General features: G+C 54.3%; 19 protein-coding genes. 6 read left to right on the forward strand and 13 right to left on the reverse strand.

Annotation, left to right across the window (positions count from 1 at the left end; translation table 11 throughout):
- Position 1: 1 nt before the first annotated feature.
- A complete protein-coding gene (locus NTE_RS05220; protein ID WP_148700054.1) occupies positions 2–1183 on the reverse strand; it encodes an aminotransferase class V-fold PLP-dependent enzyme in 1182 nt (393 codons plus the stop codon).
- A gap of 39 nt (positions 1184–1222) precedes the next feature.
- Here NTE_RS05220 and NTE_RS05225 point away from each other — a divergent pair, with 39 nt between their 5' ends.
- Positions 1223–1864 (forward strand): hypothetical protein, encoded by a 642-nt coding sequence (locus tag NTE_RS05225; RefSeq protein ID WP_148700055.1) that lies wholly within the window; start codon positions 1223–1225, stop codon positions 1862–1864.
- Here NTE_RS05225 and NTE_RS05230 read toward each other — a convergent pair.
- Positions 1848–2180, reverse strand: a complete 333-nt coding sequence (locus NTE_RS05230) for a hypothetical protein (RefSeq protein ID WP_148700056.1) — start codon at positions 2178–2180, stop codon at positions 1848–1850. The genes NTE_RS05225 and NTE_RS05230 overlap by 17 nt on opposite strands.
- Before the next feature lie 45 nt (positions 2181–2225).
- Between NTE_RS05230 and NTE_RS05235 the strand changes: the two genes are divergently transcribed.
- The gene (locus tag NTE_RS05235) at positions 2226–2453 is read left to right on the forward strand and encodes a hypothetical protein (RefSeq protein ID WP_148700057.1); all 228 of its coding nucleotides are present in this window, start codon (positions 2226–2228) and stop codon (positions 2451–2453) included.
- A gap of 12 nt (positions 2454–2465) precedes the next feature.
- On the opposite strand, the gene thsB is transcribed toward NTE_RS05235, so the two are convergent.
- The 5 genes from thsB to NTE_RS05255 all read right to left on the reverse strand — a co-directional run bounded on the left by thsB (position 2466) and on the right by NTE_RS05255 (position 6599).
- Positions 2466–4133, reverse strand: coding sequence for a thermosome subunit beta (gene thsB / locus NTE_RS05240; protein WP_148700058.1), 1668 nt, complete (start codon positions 4131–4133; stop codon positions 2466–2468).
- Between the two features lie 75 nt (positions 4134–4208).
- Positions 4209–5228: a rhomboid family intramembrane serine protease gene (locus NTE_RS05245; protein ID WP_148700059.1), complete on the reverse strand. Its 1020-nt coding sequence runs from the start codon at positions 5226–5228 to the stop codon at positions 4209–4211.
- A gap of 47 nt (positions 5229–5275) precedes the next feature.
- Positions 5276–5446, reverse strand: coding sequence for a C2H2-type zinc finger protein (locus NTE_RS16935; protein ID WP_193354090.1), 171 nt, complete (start codon positions 5444–5446; stop codon positions 5276–5278).
- A 30-nt stretch (positions 5447–5476) separates the two neighbouring features.
- The gene (locus NTE_RS05250; RefSeq protein WP_148700060.1) at positions 5477–5707 is read right to left on the reverse strand and encodes an Lrp/AsnC ligand binding domain-containing protein; all 231 of its coding nucleotides are present in this window, start codon (positions 5705–5707) and stop codon (positions 5477–5479) included.
- A gap of 76 nt (positions 5708–5783) precedes the next feature.
- Complete coding sequence (locus NTE_RS05255; RefSeq protein WP_148700061.1) at positions 5784–6599, reverse strand: helix-turn-helix transcriptional regulator; 816 nt, start codon at positions 6597–6599, stop codon at positions 5784–5786.
- A gap of 122 nt (positions 6600–6721) precedes the next feature.
- Between NTE_RS05255 and NTE_RS05260 the strand changes: the two genes are divergently transcribed.
- The 3 genes from NTE_RS05260 (at position 6722) to trxA (ending at position 12447) form a co-directional block, all read left to right on the forward strand.
- The gene (locus tag NTE_RS05260; protein WP_148700062.1) at positions 6722–7204 is read left to right on the forward strand and encodes a 50S ribosomal protein L11; all 483 of its coding nucleotides are present in this window, start codon (positions 6722–6724) and stop codon (positions 7202–7204) included.
- Between the two features lie 84 nt (positions 7205–7288).
- Positions 7289–12055: a S8 family serine peptidase gene (locus tag NTE_RS05265; protein WP_148700063.1), complete on the forward strand. Its 4767-nt coding sequence runs from the start codon at positions 7289–7291 to the stop codon at positions 12053–12055.
- A 47-nt stretch (positions 12056–12102) separates the two neighbouring features.
- Positions 12103–12447, forward strand: a complete 345-nt coding sequence (gene trxA / locus NTE_RS05270) for a thioredoxin (RefSeq protein WP_148700064.1) — start codon at positions 12103–12105, stop codon at positions 12445–12447.
- A 12-nt stretch (positions 12448–12459) separates the two neighbouring features.
- Here trxA and infB read toward each other — a convergent pair whose 3' ends face one another.
- From infB to rpl7ae, 5 genes are read right to left on the reverse strand one after another with little or no spacing between them, the layout of a single operon-like run.
- The gene (gene infB / locus NTE_RS05275) at positions 12460–14250 is read right to left on the reverse strand and encodes a translation initiation factor IF-2 (RefSeq protein WP_148700065.1); all 1791 of its coding nucleotides are present in this window, start codon (positions 14248–14250) and stop codon (positions 12460–12462) included.
- Between the two features lie 6 nt (positions 14251–14256).
- Positions 14257–14661, reverse strand: coding sequence for a nucleoside-diphosphate kinase (gene ndk / locus NTE_RS05280; protein ID WP_148700066.1), 405 nt, complete (start codon positions 14659–14661; stop codon positions 14257–14259).
- A 6-nt stretch (positions 14662–14667) separates the two neighbouring features.
- On the reverse strand, positions 14668–14880 hold the full coding sequence (locus NTE_RS05285; protein WP_148700067.1) for a 50S ribosomal protein L24e: 213 nt from the start codon (positions 14878–14880) through the stop codon (positions 14668–14670).
- 10 nt (positions 14881–14890) lie between these two features.
- Positions 14891–15109 carry a 30S ribosomal protein S28e gene (locus tag NTE_RS05290; RefSeq protein WP_075055812.1) on the reverse strand — a complete coding sequence of 73 codons (219 nt, stop codon included), beginning with the start codon at positions 15107–15109 and terminating at the stop codon, positions 14891–14893.
- 31 nt (positions 15110–15140) lie between these two features.
- Positions 15141–15524, reverse strand: a complete 384-nt coding sequence (gene rpl7ae, locus NTE_RS05295; protein WP_148700068.1) for a 50S ribosomal protein L7Ae — start codon at positions 15522–15524, stop codon at positions 15141–15143.
- 297 nt (positions 15525–15821) lie between these two features.
- Here rpl7ae and NTE_RS05300 point away from each other — a divergent pair, with 297 nt between their 5' ends.
- The gene (locus tag NTE_RS05300) at positions 15822–16004 is read left to right on the forward strand and encodes a hypothetical protein (protein WP_148700069.1); all 183 of its coding nucleotides are present in this window, start codon (positions 15822–15824) and stop codon (positions 16002–16004) included.
- 12 nt (positions 16005–16016) lie between these two features.
- Here NTE_RS05300 and NTE_RS05305 read toward each other — a convergent pair whose 3' ends face one another.
- Complete coding sequence (locus tag NTE_RS05305; protein WP_148700070.1) at positions 16017–16388, reverse strand: MFS transporter; 372 nt, start codon at positions 16386–16388, stop codon at positions 16017–16019.
- Positions 16389–16423 lie beyond the last annotated feature (35 nt).

The following is a 16423-nucleotide window of genomic DNA, read 5'->3' on the forward strand; positions in this document are numbered from 1 at the left end:
TTTACCCTAGCAGTGCCTTTATCTGGGCTGCAACGGTTGCAGCCTCTGCCTCCGTATTGAAAAAGTGAGGCGCAGCCCTGATTATCTTTCTTCTTCCGCCAGCCTCGCGCTCGGCAAGCACTATTCTATTTTCTTCTTCCAGCTTTCTCACTATCATCGACGGATCCTTTGGAACTGAAAATGTGACTATCGATGTGCGCTTTTCTGCGTCTTGCGGTCCGTACAGCGTCACGCCCTGAATCCTGCCAAGCTCTTCTCTTAGCGCCTCTGCAACCTTCATGTTCGCAGAACGTATGTTGTCGATTCCGACGCGAAGCACATAACGCAGCGCCGCTTCAAGGCCGGCTGCGCCCGGATAATTCCTAAAGCCTGTCTGCAGGCGGTGAGGCATTTCTCTTGCGGCGATGATGCCGCTGTCGGAAACTATGGCCGACTCGCCTCCAATCGAGGGCGGCTCTAGCGCCTCTGCGGCCTTTTTGCTGCAGTACAAAACCCCTATGCCCATTGGACCGCACAGCCACTTGAAGCCGGGAAACGCCATAAAGTGGCAGCCTATCTTTTTGACGTCTATCTTGATGGTGCCGGCAGTCTGCGCCGCGTCCACGCAAAACAGGGCGTTGTTCTCGCCTGCTACAATGCTGCCGACCTCTTCAAGCGGCATTATTGCGCCCGTGTTGTACAGCGCGTGGCTCATCGTGACAAGCCTGCTACCCTTGGCGGCTTTTTCCAGCTCAGCCAGATCGAAAAAGCCGTTTTCGTCTATCACAAGTTCTTTCAGTGATGCTATTGTGCCTTTTTGAGACAGGCGCAGCCATGGCAAATAGTTGGCAGGGTGCTCGTGCTTTCCTCCTCTTGCGATTATCGTGTCGCCCTTTTTCCACGAAATACCGTTTGCGACGATGTTGATGCCCTCCGTGGTGCTCTGGGTAAGGACCACTTCTTCCGGCTCGCAGTTTATCAGGTGCGCCACCCGCGTCCGGAGCTCTTTTAGCAGCGAAGTGATATAGTCGGAAGTGGCCTGCGCGTCAGGGCCCTCGTCGGCGCACTTTACCATAAAGTCGGTCGTGGCCTTGACCACTGCAAGTGGAGTCGGCGCCACGGCGCCGTTGTTCATGTATATCGTCTTTTTTGTTATCGGAAAGTCAAGCCTCAGGTCGGGCGATGCGTCTTGAACCGCTGTCATTATCTTATATATTCTCCTTCCTTGATAGTTGTTTTGCGGTTGGCCGAATATAATCTTGCCAGCATGTTGAGCAAAAAGGGCCTCAACTCGCTACTTTTCAGCGACCCGTACGCCAAGCTATGCTGCACGTCGATGCTTGCAGGGCAAGAAAACGTCGTCTATTTCGACCTTGACACGACGTTCTCTGCGTACCTGAAGGCCGGCCTTGTACAAGCGCCGGGCATAGACGTCTACCTCCCTTCAGAAGGCAGGTTCGTAGAGATGCTAAAGGACGTCCTTGCGAGGATGGGAGAAAAAAGATGCTCCCTTGTGATTTTCGACTCGATAAACAGCTTTTATGCGATGTACTACAGCTACTACAGGCGCAGTACCGAAAAAGGAGGATCAGGCGGCAGCAGTAGCAGTAGCGGCAACATCAACCATCTGCTGTCGGTGCTCCTGATGCTGCTTGTGAGGCAGGGGGTGACGCTTGGCGTGCCGGTTCTTGCCACAAGCATGCTGCGGTTCCGCAAGGAAGGGGGGTGGAAGCAGTCACCGGCAAGCCGGCGCCTGTTGCAGAAAAAGAGCGCGACACGCCTGCAGGTCGAACGCGTGGAAAACGAGATCATTGTGCAGGTGCTAGAGCATGAAAAGGTCCCTGCGGGAACGTCGCTTTCCTTTGGGATTACAGTTTCACGTTGACTAGTAGATAGCCTATCATGAGTGCCACTGCGACTACGCCAAAGCCGCCTGCAAGCATGATCCTCTGCGCCCTTGCACCCGCAGACTTGCCGGCCCTGTGGAGCATGAACATGCCTGCAAGCCCTATCACCAGTATCAGGGTTATCGCGCCTGTTTCGCCCGGCGTCTGTACTGACCTTGACGGCACGATAAACGCCGCCACCTTGGAGCCTTCTGTTGCAGCATTTAGCCCGCCTGACGCAAGCACAAAGAACGCAATGATGTATCCTGCCGCCACGACTGCGGCAATCTTTGAAGCGCCTGCAAACAGCGACATATCTTTATGCAACCCTTAAAGTTGGGTCGATAAATAAACTTTGCAATGAAAAAGTGCGCGGCCTGCGCAAGGGAGTCCGGCGACAAAAAATACTGCAGATACCATGCAAAAGCCCTTGAGCAGCTGAAAAGCCACTATGACTCCTGGGTGGACGCGTACGACGACGGCAGCGCCATTTCATGGCAAGACTATTTGACAAGGTTGCAAAAGATGGAAGAAGCGGGACAGTGGGTCAGAGAAGTCATTGAAGCGGAAATGAAAAAGGAAAGGTAAGGCCGGACGTCTTTACATATCCATGCCCATTCCGCCCATGCCGCCACCCATGCCTCCACCGCCTGGCGGCATAGCCGGCGCGCCTCCCGACTTGCTTGAGGCGATTACGTCGTCTATTCTGAGGATCATCGACGCAGCCTCTGTCGCAGACTTGATTATCTGCTCCTTGACAGCAAGGGGCTCGACGACATCGAGCTTGGACATGTCGGCGACCTTGGCATTCCTTGCGTCGACCCCTGTCCACTTGCTTCCCTTGCTCTGCTTGGCGCGAAGTTCCGTCAGCGTGTCAATCGGGTCCATGCCTGCGTTTTCGGCAAGCGCAAGCGGTATCACTTCAAGGGCCTCTGCAAATTTCTCTGCGGCAAGCTGCTCCCTGCCAGAGAGCGTGCTGGCCCATTCGCGAAGCCTTGCTGCTGCATAGGCTTCTGGCGCGCCTCCGCCTGCCACTATGGCCGGCTTTTCAAGCACGTCCTTGGCAACCATGAGAGCATCGTGGACCGACCTGTCGGCCTCGTCTACGACCCTCTGGGAGCCTCCGCGGATGAGGATTGTCACGGACTTGGGGTGCTTGCACCCTTCAATGAACACCCACTTGTCTGTCTCTACCTTGCGCTCTTCTACCAGTTCGGCAGAGCCCAGGTCTTTTGCAGTCAGGTCGTCAAGGTTGTTGACGATCCTTGCTCCCGTTGCGCGGGACATTTTCGTCATGTCGCTTTCCTTTACGCGCCTTACGGTGAGGATGCCTGCCTTTGCAAGGTAGTGCTGGGCAATGTCGTCTATTCCCTTCTGGCAGACTACGACGTTTGCACCCGCCTTGATCACCTTGTCAACCATGCCCTTGAGCATCTTGTTTTCTTCTTCGAGGAACATCTTCATCTGGTCGGGCGAGCTGATGTTTATCTTGGCGTCAAACTCGGTCTTTTCAATCTCTAGCGCGGCGTTTATCAGCGCAATCTTGGCTCCCTCTATGCGCTTTGGCATGCCGCCGTGCACGACTTCCTTGTCAAGGACGATGCCTTTTATCATCTTGGTGTCGCGGATGGAACCCCCTGCCTTCTTTTCCACCTTGATGTCGTCCACGTCCATCCTGAATCCGCTATCGGTCTTTTCTGCCACGGAAAGCGCCGCGTTTACCACAATGGCGGCAAGGTCGTCAGCTTCCCTTGACACTATCTTGGTCTGCATCGAGGTCCTTGCAATCCTGGCAAGCTCGCTCTTTTCGTTGCCCTCGATCTTTTGCGCGATGCTGTTCAGGACTTCGATGGTCTTGGCTGCGCTCTTGCGGTAGCCGTCGACGATTATGGTCGGGTGAACGTCCTTGTTGATAAGCTCCTCTGCCTTTTCAATGAGGGCGCCTGCAAGCACGACCACTGAGGTTGTGCCGTCGCCCACCTCATTGTCAGTGGCCTTGCTTATCTCTACCATCATCTTTGCAGCAGGATGCTGCACGTCAATCTCTTTCAAGATGGTGGCGCCGTCGTTTGTTATCGTGACGTCGCCAAGGCTGTCGACTAGCATCTTGTCCATTCCGCGTGGGCCAAGCGAGGTCCTGACTACCTCTGCGATGAGTTTTGCCGCCGTGATGTTATTCTTTTGGGCGTCGCGACCCTTCGTCTGGGACGCTCCCTCTTTCAAAATCAGTACTGGCATTCCGCCTGCTGAAGCTTGTTGTATTGACATTTTTCATATTCCTCCTAAAATAGGCAAAATAATTTCACCTTTGGCGGATATTTTAGCCTTGCTACGATATTCGGATCAGGGTGGTGTCTTGGCAAGCCTTATCCTGGCAATGCCGTTCAGGTATTGTACTGACTCGACGGTTGCGCCGGTCGCGGTGTCTGGGAGCTTGGCAGCCATCTCGTACCTGCGCGACCCGTTGGCGCTGATCCTCACAAGCTTTGAATCCGGCTCGTATGTCGCGCTTATTGCCGACGCGTCGGCGACGCCTTTGATCTCTGCGATTATCTCGTAATAACTGGGGCCCTCTATGACCTCCGGCGGCGTCTCATTTACGACGTCTTCTATCTTGGGGCGCACCTTTTTCACCGGCGGCTTGTACGTAGTGCCCTTGCCTGCAAGGCTTGCTATCTTGGGCAGGATAAAGCCCCTTCCAACAAGGCCGGTTGCGGCGCCGGCGATAAAGCCTCCGACGTGCGCAAGGTACGCGACGCCAGAGTCGCCTAGCGGGCCAAACTGCCCAATGATTCCAAATATCAGCTGCAGCGCAAACCAGAACGGTATGTAGACCAGAACAGGTATGCGCACCGTGTAGATGAAAAATGCCGTGATTATGGTGTAGATTCTTGCCCTGGGGAACAGGACCATGTACGCGCCAAGGACTCCTGATATTGCACCTGACGCACCCACCGCAGGCACCCCTCCTCCGTCGCCGGTGTACACGGCGACTGCGCTGTGCAAGAGCGCGGCTGCAAAACCCCAGCCGATGTAGAGAAGGATGTATTTTACGCGCCCGAACTTGTCCTCGATGTTGTCTCCAAAGACCCACAAAAACACCATGTTGCCGATGATGTGGGCGATGCCTCCGTGCATGAACATCGAAGTCACGACGGTAAATGCGCTTCCCGGCCACTCGGAGAACAGCCTGTCCGGCACGGTGCCGTACGTGAGGAACATCTCTGTCACGGCCCGCTCGTCTGTGAAAAAGCTTGTCACTGACGCCTGCCAGATGAACACCGCGATGTTTATCCCGATCAGGGTATAGTTGAGCCACGGTCTGCCATGTATTCGCTCGGTGTCATCATGGATTGGAAACATATGCTCTAGCGCGTTACCTTTACCACAAACCTATGCAAATTAAGTCTTTAGCCAAATCCAAACGGGTTTGTGTTTGGCATGTCTCCGCCACCTTTCTCGCTGTGCGCTTTTTTCATGTGGCGCTTCATGCGCTCCTTGTCGTCAAACTTCATGTCGCAGTACTGGCACTTGAAAGTCCCGTCGGCCTGCTTTTTTCCTCCCCTGCCAAAAAGTCCCAAAACGCCTTCTCTGCGCCTCCTCCAGCTCCTTCACTCCATGACTATCATGGTAAGCGTCGACTTTACTCCGTTGAGCTTGCGCAGCTTCCATGTTATGGTCTCTTTCACCTTCTCCATCGCTTCGGCCTCGACCTGAGCCACTATGTCATAAACGCCGTACACCTGATAAACTTCCTTGATGCCTTCCATCTTTTTCAGCTCGCTCACTAGCGAGTCTTCGCTTCCGAGCTCGGCGTTCATGAGAACAAAGGCTTTTGGCATAAGCAGTCTTTGGTTCCGGCGTATAAAAACTTGCACTTGATTTTCTGCTTATCCTGTGGACGCCTGCGCGTGCGTGTCATACTTCGCGCTTTAATTTTCCTTCATCGAATGCGTCGGCGCGGCTCCACTGGTAATTGAAAAAGTCATTGCACCACTCTAGGAATTCTGCGGTTTCTCCATAGAACATGACGTTCAGGTCCGGCTCGCCTTTCTGGTTTGGAAACATGACGCATCCTTGCTTTTCGTTGAATATTGCCATCACCTTGACGTCGGGGAGCATCCTGCGCTCGACTAGGCCCTTGTTGATAAAGTTGCGCCAGCCGACCTTCTGGAGAAGCTGCGTCCTGCCCTTTGGCACCACGGCGTTTGACGCAAATATGTACGAGAATTTCACGCCCTCGTCGACCTTGGCGCTTATCGTCTCTATGAGGTCAAGGGGCACCTGCGCCATTATCTCCTTGATAAAAGTGTCGGAGCTGCTGTACAGGGTCTTCCAGCGCTGGAGTATCGCCATCACGCCATGCACCATCTCGCAGCCCTGAAAAGAGCCTAGGCGCTGGACAAACTTGGCCGGCAAGTCGCCAAGGCTGTGGTCTGCAAAAAAGTCGCGGTTCTTGTAGAGAAAATCATAGCTTGGCACAAGTGAAACCACCGTCCTGCCGTACGCCGTGAGCACCAGCTCGCCTTCCTTGCCTTTTGACACAAGCCCCGACTCTATCAGCCGCGTCATGTTCCTGTGGGCTTCCTGCATGGTAGCGTCAAGCTCTGACGCAAGCTGCGACAGCCGATAGTCCTTCTTGTTCAACCTTGACAGCATTGAGAGGCGCAAGTCGCCTGCAAGCTCAAAGAATAGCGAACCTACGCCTTCGGTGGGCTGCTGCTCTGTCGCCATAGTGTATTGTGACCGTCACTTTTTACAATGCCCGGGTTTAAAAATCTGTCAAAAAGGCACACGAGACAACAACAGGAACGATTATAATTTGGGTAAACACACCCGCACAGGTAGAGAGTAACATGGGCGATAAAAAGTCTATTTCCGCGCTTGTCAGCGGCGGAGAGGCCAACGCAGGTCCGCCACTTGGCCCGGCATTGGGACCTATGGGTGTAAATGTCCTGCAGGTGGTCAATACCATTAACGAAAAGACCAAGGATTTCCCCGGCATGAAGGTGCCCGTAAAGGTCGAAGTCGACGCCGAGACGAAAAAGTTCACGGTCGAAGTCGGCATACCACCGACGGCCGCACTCGTGGCCAAGGAATCAGGCATTCCAAAGGGCTCTGGCACAGCAGGCAAGGACTATGCAGGCGACCTGTCGATGGCGTCAGCGGCAAAAATCGCCAGGATGAAGATCGACGGCTCGTATGCCAAGGATATCAAGGGTGCTGCCAAGGAAGTGATTGGCTCGTGTGTGAGCATGGGCGTCAAGGTGGAAGGCAAGCCGGCAAAAGAAGTCTACCCTGACATTAACGCCGGCAAGTACGACGACCTGCTGAAATAGATGGGTAATAATTTTTTAAACCTCTTTTTCCTTTTTGCGTCGAAATCGTAATAACCAAGAAGGGTACCTCGTATATCGTAATATTTGATCCGTCTAGCAGCGGTGGTCATACTCCTTGCCCTTGTCGCCTCAGCCTTTGTCGCGCCCGCGTACTCGCTTGCGCCAAGCAGGGAACAGGTGCTGTCAGGAGGAATATCAGAGTCCCGGCCTCTGTCTTCGCTTCCCATGCAGACACCTGCTGCTAATTCGGATGATACGGTGGCAAGCATCTTTGGTCGCAACGTGCCAAAAAGCGCAATCAGGTCCGACTTTGGCTCGATAAACCTTGGCAGCCTGCAATACAACGGCAATGTAGGCAGGACGCTCGTGCTTGGCCCCGGCGACCCACAGGCACTTGCCGGCGCGCACGTGGTGGGGATGGGTGGAAGCCCGACGCAGGGGTCATTCCTTGGCGTAGCGTTTTCCAAGAACCCGCTTGCGCAAAGCGGTAATGGCTTTGGATATGCAACCGACACGCCTCTTGCCTTTGACTCGCTGCCTCATAATAATAATAATAATAATAACAGCAACACCCTTGCAGGCTATGACAATAACAACAGCGCCTCCGGCAGGCTCTCTGGCACATCGATAACCGGCGCCGACCGCGCCGCGTCGCTCTACAACGCAACAGGCGACGGGGTCAAGGTCGCCATAGTTGACACCGGCTCGGACTTTTCAAACCCTGACATGCGCGACGCTGTCGCAAGGGATGCAAAGGGAGTCCCGATAATGCTTGACTCTGACGGCCAGGGGCTCGTCCTTACAAGGGCAAAATACGTTGCCAATATCAACCAGCAGACCGGCGTGATAATGAATTATACCACCGGAAGCAACGGCAAGGTGCAGCTGCCAGAGAACACGACCTCGTATACATACGTCAATGGCACGGGCGTCTACCTGAGGACATCTGAGGGCAGAATACCCGTCTACAACATGCTGTACCCGACCTTTGGCGCGCCAGAGCTTAGCGCCACTGCAAACGTAGACTGGAAGATAGGCAAGAGCTCGACCGACTACATCCGCTCAATGAGCGGTGTTTATCACTTTGGGGTCGTGTACCAGGCAACCACAAAGCTTGGCACGATATCGCTTACGCTCATACCCGTGCTCGTAGTGGACAGCACCGAGCCGGGCGTGTACGACACCATAGTTGCAGACATGTCGTACGGCTGGTACTATTTTACGCTAGGCATAGCAGGCGCGTTTCCGCAGACCAACCACCTGATGCCTGCCCAGCTTACATTTGACTTTACCGACGAAAAGCCGTTCAAGCTCGGCGACGGAAACGAGTTTTTGACCTATGACTACAACAAGGACGGCGTCCCGGACTATTCAGCCGGCATTGCCGGCGCAAGGGTGCTTGACATCTGGCGCATAACCGACAACAAGACACAGGTGGTGGTGGCTGACAAGTCCGGCGTCTCTGGCGCAGTCTCGGCGAAACTGCTCGAGCCGATGGACCCAGACGGGAACTATTTCGGCCTGATGTTTGACTTTGCCGGCCACGGGACAAGCACGGCGGCAACAGTCGCATCACGGGGGCATGCACAATACGACATTTACAACAACGCTACCCGTTACACGCTTGCAGGCATGGCGCCGGGCGCCAAGATAATACCTGTCAAATCCCTGTGGATGGGCGACGCGCTCTATGGCTGGCTGTGGGCCTCCGGCTTTGACCTGAAAGAATCTGATGGAAGGTGGGCCTACACGGGCAGCCACAAGGCCGACGTCATGAGCAACAGCTGGGGAATCTCTAACTTTCCGCTGCTGAAATATGGTCCCGGCTATGACATACTGAGCGTCTTTTCGTCGCTCCTCATGGTGCCCCACGCCCTTGCCAAGGACTATCCGGGAACGCTTGTGGTGGACAGCGTTGGAAACAACGGTCTGGGATACGGAAGCGTGGGCGCGCCAAACACGTCTCCGCTTGCAATCTCTGTTGGGGCAACCACCAACAACGTGCACCTGCAGTACGGGCCGTTTGCCAACATTACCCGCTTTGGCACGTCCGCTGCCAGCTATGACGATGTCGCCGAGTTTTCAAGCAGGGGCCCAAGCCTGCTTGGAGACCCCAAGCCAGAGCTGATGGCAGTCGGCTCGTACGGCTTTACGCCGACTGACGTGACCATGAAGAACCTTGAGTCAAAAGAGGGCGACCCTAACGACGACGGCGCATTTGCGCTCTTTGGCGGGACCAGCATGGCCGCCCCGATGGTGGCCGGCGCTGCCGCGCTCGTGGTGCAGGAAATGAACGAGACGGGCAAGGCGCCCGACCCGTTTGCGGTCAAGAGCATCCTGATGTCGACTGCAAAGGACCTGAAAAACGACCCGTTCGTACAAGGTTCTGGAAGGGTTGACGCGCTTGCCGCAGTCCAGCTTGCCCTGGGAGACACAGGGTTTTCCGTCTACACCGATGACACTGCCAAGACAATTATGGATTCACTCAGGCCATCAATCTTGACGTACGCGCCCACGCTTGGCATAATCAACAACGGCTATCCCGTCCAGATTCCCGGCACGGTTCCGGCCACTGCAATAGACGGGGCCAGAGAGACGCGCTGGTTTGCCGGCCGGATAGAGCCGGGTAAAAAGGCATCAACGGATGTTGTCATTGAAAACCCGTCAAAGCAAAAGGATCTGACAGTCGAGCTTTCAAGCACGATTGAAAAGCTGGTGGCGCGCTATGAAGTCAAGAATGCAACAAAGCTGTTCTTGGAAGACCCAACACACAGCAACAAAACGTTTGGTTACGAGCCCAACTATTACGACCTTACAAAATTGGCAGGAGTGGAGGGAGGCAAACTTCCTGACTCTGATCTGATGGTTGCACGGGTAAACTTTCCGTTTTCCAGCTTTATGAACCAGACAGAGCTGTTTGCAGACCACCTGCGCATCGCTTCAGTCTACAGCTACGACTGGCACGATGCCAACAAGGACGGCAAGATTTCCTATGCCGAAATAGGGATGGTAAACAGGGGAGGAGCCTGGGGCACCACTCAGGAGGTGCGCATAAGCGACCCAAAGGACAAATTCACAGGGACGCCTGTCGTGGGGGTCTATCCGGTGCCCACGGTATTTTCGTTCTGGAGCGGCGACAAGCTCATCAACTCGACTTCGATGAACTATACGCTCACAGTCGAATTGTACAAGCGAATGCCAAACCCCGACGTACAGCTTGACAAGAGCCTTGTCACGGTTCCGCCAGGGGGGACTGCCAAGGTGAACGCCACCATAGCGGCGCGCAACGATACGCTCTCTGGCATATACTTTGGCGAGATAATGGCAAAAGGCCCGCGCAACAGCGTGGTCATGCCGGTGAGCTATGTCGTGACTACCAAGCCAGTGCCAAAGGACGTGCCGGTGGTGCTGTCGCCTCCTGCTGCTGGCTCTGCGCAGAAGCAACCGGAATCGGAGATTGAAGGATCGCTTGGCCTCAAGCCAAACGGCTACGTGGGCGGCCTATCGGACATGGTGTCTCGCTATGCCGCCGGCGACTGGCGCTCGTACTATTTCACAGTCACCGACCCGACCGTGACGGCAATGACCCTGAAGGTGTCCTGGCCTCACAACTCGACAAGCGTAAACGCCATGGCGTACGGTCCCGACGGCCGCATGGTGGCATCAAGCGTGCCGGCAGGCGTGTTCCAAGAGTTTGTCAGCTGGCCAAGCAACGACTGGCTGGGAACCTCTGCCGTCAGCGAGGGGGGCGCATTCTTTTTCAGCCAGAACGCCGGCGAGCGCTCGACAGTGCTTCACGTGCCCGTGAACGCAACCGGCATCTACTCGCTACTTGTGCACAACACGCTGTTCCATGGCGAGAGCCTCTACGAGCCGCTTTCGGTGGAGGCGAAATTCTCTACCCTCCTTCCTGACACGACGCCTCCAAAGTTAACAGCTGATGTGCCCAAATTTGTCAGGGGAGATGCGGTTGCGGTCCCGGTAACAATAGACGACAGCAACCCCGCGGGTCTGTCGTATTCCGTGGATGGCAAGGCCGAGCCTTCCTCGGGCAACCAGGTGAGGATCGAAGGAGGCACGCTTGCGGAAGGTCCGCACCTTTTGACAATCGAGTCCAAAGACACGGTGGGCAACCTGGCGTCAAGCTCGTGGCAGTTCACGGTAGACAAGACTCCTCCTGCCACAGAGCTTTTTGTACGTGATGGCAACAACAATAGCACAGATGCAATAGTGGCCGGCAAGCATCTGGTAGTATCAAAGCAGGCGACCCTTGCCTGGAACGTCACCGACGCAAACGGCGTGGCAGGCAAAGTCACCGTGAGGCTGCCGGATGCTAACAACAGCACCAAGCCTGCCAGCTACGATCCCGATTCGTCAATGGTGTTCAACTCGACTGCGCTTGCCGACGGCCATTACAACTTTACAATTTCCTCAAGGGATCTGCCGGGCAACAAGGCGACAAGGACGTGGGACCTGGTAGTAGACAACACGCCGCCAAAGGCGTCTGTGGGCGTAAGCGGGGGCGACGTTCAGGGGATCACAAAGGTCGCGCTGGGAGCACAGGATGAGAACCTAAAGTCTGCAACGCTGTCCGTAGGCGGCAACCGGATGGTGGTAAACGTCACCGGCCTTGGCGAGTACGACCTTGACACGACCGGCCTTCCAGACGGCAAATACGAGGTCAAGCTTGCCGCGCTTGATACGGCGGGAAACGAGGGCACTGCAAGCGCAACGCTGACTGTCGCAAACGTCCAGCCCATGATTGAAATGGTCGCAATTCTTGGCGTGGTAGGTGGGCTTGCGGGAGGGGCTGCCATAGCATGGGTGATAGCGTCAAGGCGGCGCAAATAGCAGATACCAAGAAATCTTAAATAACGAGCATGAGAAGTTTCTCCCAGATGAGCGAAAAGCAGCACGCCTCGAACGTGAACCTTCTGGAGCTTGCGGAAAAGAACTTTGAAGAGACCATAAACGGCAGCAAGCCTGTCCTTGTGGACTTTTGGGCTACGTGGTGCGGCCCGTGCCAGTTCATGCTGCCTATATTTGACAAGCTGGCCAAAAAGTATGGCGACAAGGTCACCTTTGGCAGGCTAAACGTCGACGACAACCAGGGTGTGGCCATGAGGTACGACGTATATGCTATTCCGACGTTCATTGTCTTCATGAACGGCAAGGCCATCGACAGGGCTGTTGGCGCGGTGGGTGAAAAAGGCCTCGAAGGGCTGCTCCAGAAATACCAATAGCTGTTGCTGTGACTAAAGGTACCCGAACGCCGGGTCCCCTTTTCTCTTTAGCGCAAGTATCAGGTCAAAGACCTGTTTTTCCTGTTCGTTTAGCCTGTGGCTAAACCGCTCTGCCAGCTGCTTGGCCTGGCGGCTGTTGATGTCCGTGTAGAATATGTCGCCCTCGTTTATCTGCCTGCCTATGGTGGGCTCTTTGAGCGAAACTGCTACCTGCATGCCGGTCGTGGCCTCCTCCATCGCCTTTCCGCTATCTTGGATCTGGTGCACGATGCCCACCTTCTTTCCTTCCACGTTTATCACGTGCACCTTTTGCCTGAGCTTGCCCACCTGGATCTCTGCGCCAAACACCGCAGGGTCGTTTCTGCGGAACACGAAGCCCTTCATGAACTGGAACTTGCAGATGGGCGGGATCTCGTTAAACAATATCGATTCTTCGTGCTCTTTTTGGTATGCGACCCAGTCGACGTAGCTCCTGACTAGGTTGTAGATTATCCGCTCGTTGAATATCTTGACGCCCCTGTCCTGCGCCTCGCGCTCGGCATCGTCAAGCACCTTGACGTTAAAGCCAAGCACGACTCCGTGGTAGCGGTCGCTCTCCTTGACTGCAGACGCTTCTATGATGTCGCGCCGTGTGATACTGCCAATGTCTGCAGTCCTTATGGGGACGCCATCTTTTTTCAGGAGGTCGATTATAGCTTCAAGGGAGCCTATCGTGTCGCACTTTAGTATGACGCCTGAAGTCTCGGTGCTGACGATTGCGTTTTTGATCTCGCCTTCCACTATAGATTTCAGGCGTTCCAGCTCGTCCTCGCCCTTGGCCTTGTCAAAGACGTAGAGCGGGCTTCCCGCAAGGACGCCTTCGAGGTCCGGCGACGTGACCTTTAGGCCTGCCGCCGCTATGACCTCGCTTACGGGCTTGAACTTGTCGCGGGGGTCGCGCATCTCGTCAAGGGGCTTTGGCAACAATAGCGCTTTAACCCGCGTCTGCACCGCGCTGTCCCTCTTTGCTACCACGATGCTGTCGCCCTGCTTGAGCGTGCCGTCAAGGAGTATGATGTTTGCAGAAGGTCCAAGGCCGGGTTCCTCGTTTATCTCAAGCACGATTCCACGCGCCGCGCCCTCGTGGCGTTCCAGCCTCTTGGCCATGTACTGCTGCGTGAGGCCGACAAGGACGGCCAGAAGCTCGGGTATGCCTACCCCCGTCCTTGCGCTCACCGGCACTATGGCTATTTCCTTTGTAAAGTCCTTGACGCGCCAGAACGCCTCTGATGGAAACCCAAGCCTTGACAGCGAGCCGACGACGGTGTAGAGCTTTTCATCAAGCATCGTCTGCACATCTGCGCTCTGCTTCTTTACCTCCTCTGAAATGAACTTTGAGAACGGGCGCCAGCCGGTTACCATGTCTACCTTGTTTAGCGCAACCACAAAGGGCACTTTGCGCTTTTTCAGGATCTCGATGCTTTCTATCGTCTGCGCCTCAAAGCCCTTGTTCACGTCTGCAACAACAATCGCAATGTCTGCAGCCGACCCTCCCCTCATGCGCAGGTTTGCAAACACTTCGTGGCCCGGCGTGTCAATCACAAGCAGGCCGGGTATAGGGGCCTCTGACTTGGCAAGCCTGTCGTAAAGCGGGCCAGTGACCTCCTTTATGGTGTCAGTCGGGAAAAAGCTTGCGCCGATGTGCTGCGTGATGCCTCCGACCTCGCGGGCCTGAACGGCTGTCCCGCGTATCCTGTCCAGTAGGGACGTCTTGCCCGAGTCTACGTGGCCTAGAACTACAACTACTGGCTGCCTAAGTTCCAAGGGTCGCTAGCCGAAAATGACTCGCGACTCTTTTATGAAGCTTTCAGAGGAGTCGGAAGCGTGGATGATGTTGTCGGTAAAGCCGAGGCCAAAGTCGCCCCTGATGGTTCCCGGCGCCGCCTCAAACGACTTGGTCGCCCCTATCATTATCCTTGTCGTGCCGACCGCGTTGTTGCCCTCCAGTATACACGCGACCACCGGGCCGGATGATATGAACGACACTAGCTCGCCAAAGAACGGCTTGGCCTTGTGGACCGAGTAGAATTCCTGCGCCTTTTCTTTTGTGAAATTATAATACCTCAGGTTCTTTATCAAAAAGCCCTTTTCCTCAAAGCGTGCAAGGATCTTGCCGGTCAGGCCGCGCCTAAAGCCGTCTGGCTTGACAACTATGAGTGTCTGCTCTACTGCCAACGAGAATCACTTCTTTGTGCGCAGGCCGCCCTTGATGTACTTGCTGGTCCACTTTAGCTTTCTTGGGTCGCGCTTTAGCAGGCGCAGGTTCTTTTTGCACTTGCTGGAGCAAGTCCACTGCACCTGGCCGTCGTTTCTGACGAGCATGATACCGTGGCCTGCAGTTATGTGGCGACCGCAAAAGAAGCAGTTGCGAAGAGATGTTGCTTGCTTGCTCATTTCTATATTGTCACCTTATCTTGCGAGCCTCGCGCTCGGTTTCCCTCAGCATGAGGATGTCCTTCATGCGGACTGCGCCCTTGACGTTTCTTGTCAGGATGCGGCCCCTGTCCTTGCCTTCGAGAACCTTGACTCTCACCTGGATAACTTCGCCTGCAATGCCCGTCCTGCCGACGATCTGGATGACCTCGGCGGGAACGACCTTTTCTTCAGCTGCCTTGCTGCTCATAATTTATCTGGCACCAGCCTCTCGCCGTTTTTTACTCCTTCTTTGCCGTCTTCAAGCCAGCGATGGAGTTGACCACCTGCTCGACGATGTGCTGGGCCTCGCCTGCCTCCACGATTGTGGCAGCAGCAGAGCCAACGTCGATGCCAAGCGACATGCCAAGCTGCTGCTTGCTTGGGACAAATATGTAGGAAGCGTTCCTTTCTTCGCAGAGTATCGGCAGGTGTGCCACTACCTCTGGCGGCTCGACGTCCTCGGCAATGACTACAAGCTTGGAAATTCCGCGCTCTATTGCCTTGGTCGTCTCGTTCGTGCCCTTGCGGACCTTGCCGCTCTGCTTTGCCACGCGTACAGCCTCGTAGGCCGCGTTGGCCAGGTCTTTTGAAACTTCAAATTTTACGAAATATGGTTTGCTCATGATATCACCCTATGGGATCATCCGATTGCTTTCTAGTTGATTCAAAGGCGTATTAAAAACGTTGTCAATACGCTCATTATCGAGTGTTAAACGGTGACAGAATACATTTGTCTGTCTGACTGTCGATCCTTTCATTCTATGATGCACTACGAAGTAGTTAAGCATTCCCTCCGTGCGGGGAGCCTTCAATATCAGCTTTTCATTAAGCCATTAGATTTGAAAAATGACAACGAATACCCACATTTCATTAAGAGAACGAAGATATGACTTGGTTTTAACAACGCAGCTAGCGTTTGTATGTATAGGCTCAAACTTGACAAATACGCCATAACTACAGAACAAAAGGACTCTACAGGAGATCGTAATGCGCTGGTCAAATTAGGCATAAAGGCGGATCTTTTGAAAGATCTAGACGACAAACAACTTGCCGAACTTCTTGCAGCATTGCTTTATACAAAAATGAAGAAGGAAATGGAATAATCACTTCTACCACTATTGAGAAGTACTTTGGTTGGGAGTGCTCTTACTTTCCAATTCTTTCTTTTTTGCTTCTCTTAACCTATCTCGTGATTTGTCTATCTTTTTGCGATAATGACCAGAACCCCAAGCGATTATTATCATTCCTGTTGCTATGAGAATAATTGTTATTGCATACAAATTACTAAACTGTAACCATTTTCCCAAGTCGTTGATCTGACCGAGAGTAACAATTGCAACTAGGGCACTTATTGACGAAAGCAAAAGTCCAAAGCCTGCACTAGACGCTCCACTGGCATTCACCTGAAGTTTTGCCAAATCTGCTTGGTATTCAATTTCGTCATAGGGAACCTCTTCTTTCCGGCGGTTTTCCTTTTCTACGTTCATTACCTGAGTTAGTACTAGAACAATTATTTATTTTA

The organism is Candidatus Nitrososphaera evergladensis SR1, from assembly GCF_000730285.1.
In the GTDB taxonomy this organism is placed as follows: domain Archaea; phylum Thermoproteota; class Nitrososphaeria; order Nitrososphaerales; family Nitrososphaeraceae; genus Nitrososphaera; species Nitrososphaera evergladensis.

What these genes read in the sequence shown, in the direction of transcription:
- NTE_RS05290 (WP_075055812.1), bottom strand. Translation starts at nt 15,109, where the DNA reads ATGAGCAGCAAGGCAGCTGAAGAAAAGGTCGTTCCCGCCGAGGTCATC.
- thsB (WP_148700058.1), bottom strand. Translation starts at nt 4,133, where the DNA reads ATGTCAATACAACAAGCTTCAGCAGGCGGAATGCCAGTACTGATTTTG.
- NTE_RS05260 (WP_148700062.1), top strand. Translation starts at nt 6,722, where the DNA reads ATGGGCGATAAAAAGTCTATTTCCGCGCTTGTCAGCGGCGGAGAGGCC.
- NTE_RS05305 (WP_148700070.1), bottom strand. Translation starts at nt 16,388, where the DNA reads ATGAACGTAGAAAAGGAAAACCGCCGGAAAGAAGAGGTTCCCTATGAC.
- NTE_RS05255 (WP_148700061.1), bottom strand. Translation starts at nt 6,599, where the DNA reads ATGGCGACAGAGCAGCAGCCCACCGAAGGCGTAGGTTCGCTATTCTTT.
- trxA (WP_148700064.1), top strand. Translation starts at nt 12,103, where the DNA reads ATGAGCGAAAAGCAGCACGCCTCGAACGTGAACCTTCTGGAGCTTGCG.
- NTE_RS05235 (WP_148700057.1), top strand. Translation starts at nt 2,226, where the DNA reads ATGAAAAAGTGCGCGGCCTGCGCAAGGGAGTCCGGCGACAAAAAATAC.
- NTE_RS05250 (WP_148700060.1), bottom strand. Translation starts at nt 5,707, where the DNA reads ATGCCAAAAGCCTTTGTTCTCATGAACGCCGAGCTCGGAAGCGAAGAC.
- NTE_RS05230 (WP_148700056.1), bottom strand. Translation starts at nt 2,180, where the DNA reads ATGTCGCTGTTTGCAGGCGCTTCAAAGATTGCCGCAGTCGTGGCGGCA.
- NTE_RS05285 (WP_148700067.1), bottom strand. Translation starts at nt 14,880, where the DNA reads ATGAGCAAGCAAGCAACATCTCTTCGCAACTGCTTCTTTTGCGGTCGC.
- NTE_RS05245 (WP_148700059.1), bottom strand. Translation starts at nt 5,228, where the DNA reads ATGTTTCCAATCCATGATGACACCGAGCGAATACATGGCAGACCGTGG.
- rpl7ae (WP_148700068.1), bottom strand. Translation starts at nt 15,524, where the DNA reads ATGAGCAAACCATATTTCGTAAAATTTGAAGTTTCAAAAGACCTGGCC.
- NTE_RS05220 (WP_148700054.1), bottom strand. Translation starts at nt 1,183, where the DNA reads ATGACAGCGGTTCAAGACGCATCGCCCGACCTGAGGCTTGACTTTCCG.
- NTE_RS05300 (WP_148700069.1), top strand. Translation starts at nt 15,822, where the DNA reads ATGTATAGGCTCAAACTTGACAAATACGCCATAACTACAGAACAAAAG.